General features: G+C 36.1%; 4 protein-coding genes. All 4 read right to left on the bottom strand.

What is annotated here, in order from left to right; genetic code table 11:
- On the bottom strand, window positions 1-680 hold a 680-nt coding region (locus tag ACFIO3_RS10280; protein ID WP_375704414.1), incomplete at its 3' end, for a radical SAM protein.
- Window positions 681-711: 31 nt separating this feature from the next.
- Window positions 712-1203 carry a ribosomal protein S18-alanine N-acetyltransferase gene (gene rimI, locus ACFIO3_RS10275; RefSeq protein WP_375614572.1) on the bottom strand — a complete coding sequence of 164 codons (492 nt, stop codon included), beginning with the start codon at window positions 1201-1203 and terminating at the stop codon, window positions 712-714.
- A complete protein-coding gene (gene tsaB / locus ACFIO3_RS10270) occupies window positions 1203-1889 on the bottom strand; it encodes a tRNA (adenosine(37)-N6)-threonylcarbamoyltransferase complex dimerization subunit type 1 TsaB (RefSeq protein WP_375704413.1) in 687 nt (228 codons plus the stop codon). The genes rimI and tsaB overlap by 1 nt, the downstream gene beginning before the upstream one ends.
- Window positions 1890-2739: 850 nt before the next feature.
- On the bottom strand, window positions 2740-3450 hold a 711-nt coding region (locus tag ACFIO3_RS10265), incomplete at its 5' end, for a YeiH family protein (protein WP_375704412.1).

Below are 3450 nucleotides of genomic sequence, written 5' to 3'. Positions count from 1 at the left end.
TGTCCATGCCAACCATTGACATTTTGTCCAAGCAGCGTAATCTCTTTAACACCTGCTTCAATAAGCTGGCGGGCTTCTTCAGTAATTTGCTCGACAGACCGTGATATTTCAGCACCGCGTGTGTACGGAACAACACAAAAAGTGCAAAATTTGTCGCACCCTTCTTGTACTGTTAAAAATGCGCTCACACCTCGTTTTCTTACTGCATGTTTATTATGGGGCGGCAAATGAGCAAATTTATCTTCAACAGCATAGTCTGTTTCGATAATTTTTTTCCCTTGTTTGGCTTTTTCTAACAATTCTGGCAGGCGATGATACATTTGTGGACCAATAACAAGATCCACTGTTGGAGCACGGCGCAAGATTTCACTTCCCTCAGCTTGTGCAACACAACCTGTTACACCAACCATAAGGGGTTTATCAGGTGTGCGCTCTTGACGCATAACGCGCAAACGACCGAGATCAGAATAAAGTTTTTCTGCTGCTTTTTCGCGAATATGACAGGTATTAACAAGAATAAGATCGGCATCATTGGGAATTTGTGTTGTCACATAGCCTTGCGAACTGAGACTATCAGTCATCCGTTGGCTATCATAAACATTCATTTGACATCCATAAGTTTTGATAAAAACCTTTTTAGGAGCAACAGGAGATGTATTTTTAGGATTTACTTTATTCATAGTGCTTGTCTAAATGTTTTTTACACAAATCTCAATCTATTTGCTTAAAAGTTTTTTGCATGATAATTGCATCACCACGACCATTTTTTGACGCGTAATAGGCAAGACGTTCAGAAATTTTTTGAAATTCAAAGCGTTGATAAAGGTTCAAAGCAGAAAGATTTATGGCTTCTACTTCCAAGAATAATTTTATGGCGCCCTTGTCGTGAAGATAGTGAACTGTGCTTTCGATAAGAAAGGTACCAATTCCTTTTTGACGATAATGAGGATGAACAGCAATTGTGATGATTTCTGCTTCATCAAGGATGAGACGGCATAGGCAAAAGCCTAAAATTTGATCAGAGCGATCAATGAGAAAAACTTTGTATCCGAAGATAGAGTGATCTGTTAAGAAATTATCAAAAGCTTGTTTTTCCCAAGAAGGGGTAAAACAATGCTGATGAATTTGATGAAGAGCAGCACTATCATGAACTTGTAGCGGAGCAATTCCAAAATTCTTTTTTGTCAATGAAAATTTGGACATTATTTTTTTCGTGGTAAAGCAAAATCGGTTTGTTGTTTTGCATCAGCACTGCGTAGATAGAGTGGGCGAGGTGAATTTTGTGGTTGTTTGTTTGCAGCAAGATAAGCATAGTTTACAATATCAGCCGCTTCGCAGGGGATTTTTTCTAGGACAATTTTTTCGTATATTTTATGGTTTTTAACATGCTCCACAACGACATCAGCAGCTGGGCCAGTCAGTCGGGTTTTTTTTGGCAAATCTTCGAGGATATTTTCCATTGTTTTTAATCCCGGTTCTCCCAAAGGTGTGAGATTATTATGAAAATTTTGATGATAGAACATCCCTCTCCCTGCTTCAATGACAACAGTAATTGCCGATGCTGTACTTTTATTGTTTATGACTTGTGCTGCTAACGCTTCAAGAGCACTCACTCCAACAGCTTTTATTTCAAGTGCTAATGCCAAAGCGCGTGCTGTTGCAACACCGACACGTACACCAGTAAATGACCCAGGTCCAATATTGACAGCAATACGCTCAACTTGATCAAGCGTCATATTGGCTTGTGTAATTATTTGTGTAATCTGCTCAATAAGTTTTTCAGCATGTCCTTTGTTCATGCGCTCATTGATACGCGCAATAACAGATTTATGACGAATAAGCGCAACAGCACAATAAATCGAAGCAGTATCTATAGCAAGGATAAGCATAAAAATATTTTAGTTGAATAAAACGATAAATAAAAGTCCTGCTGCATTTTTAATCTTTTCATTATCGTATATTTCATTTGTAAGAAAGTTACTAGTGCCAATAAGCAACAATATTTTTATGGGATAGAACGAGATGTTGATGTGATTCTTATTGGTTTTTGTTATCAATGAATTGATTTTATAATAATAGTTTATTATTGCCATGTTCAATAATATCCTTGGATATTGTAAGATTTTTTCATTTCAAACTCATAAATTAAAATCTTTTTCTTACACGGCATGAAAGAGAGTTGGCGTGTGGATAAAACTATTGAAGAAAAGAGTAAAATTTCTCTCATAAACCATTTAAATGCAAGAGCTATTGCAACATTGGGAGTTAATAATAGTATGATGCTAGGGCTTGTTACTTCATAAAGCGAAGAGGGGGATGAACAATGTATTTTGGACACTTCATGGGGATTTTAATTATATTATTCACAGGCACAGCCTTGAAAGGGAGTTCATGTGCCTTGAGAGGTATTTTTTTACAAGTACGTGAATGAGCAACATAAATATATTCTGTCTTCTATAAAAAAAATTAACTTAATCAGATCTGAAATAAAGAGCATTATTTTGTATGCGTTCCATATTGAATACTATACCGTTGCAAATCACTATAGACTGAAAAGCTTATTGAAAAAGCAAATTCGATAGTTTTCACTTCATATCGTAGCATTTTCAATTTTTTGTATAGAATAATGAGCAGTATTTTAGAACTTTTTCTGGTTTATGAAAGAACTGATTTCAATAATAATGAGGACTTTGGGTTGATTGCATACTCCCTTAAAAAAAGAAACAATTAATGCATATTTCAAAGTATTATATGATTTAAATCATTCAATTGTATCATGATAAGGCTACAAATACCGAGAATAATTATGGAGCAGGTTGAAGCCAAAATAACGCGCCATCCTGCTTTTTTTAATGATCGTATATCAACACCTAAACCTAATGCTGCCATTGAAATGATAGTGAACACCTGAGCAGTAAGTTTGATCGGATTTATAGCCGTTTCAGGAATAAGTCCGCTTGAGCGGATAAGCATCATGATAATAAAGCCGATTATAAACCATGGCACAAGAGTATGTAGACGAAAACGTGTTTGTGCTGAGCGATGATAGATAATTGATAGAATAAAAATAACAGGACCTAACATGAGAACGCGTACCAATTTAACAATTGTTGCAATTTGAACACTCAGAAAAGAGACAGATGCTGTTGCTGCTAAAACCTGTGGTACAGCATAAACAACCATGCCAGCAAGCACACCATATTGGCTAAATGACAAATTCAGAGATGGATGTAAAAAGGGTAAAAATAAAATAATAAGAATTCCTAAAAGAGCAGTGAAGGCAATTGACGCGGCTACATCGTCATGTTTTGCTTTTATGACAGGTGCAACAGCGACAATAGCTGAATTGCCACAAATAGCATTCCCGCAAGCAACTAACATTGCTAAATGTGTAGAAAGCCCGAAAAGTCGACCAATGACAAAGCTAAGGATAATTGTTATGAATATAAC

It is taken from the genome of Bartonella sp. AD328YNZD (assembly GCF_042196425.1).
This window is presented reverse-complemented; position numbering and strand designations above follow the sequence as displayed.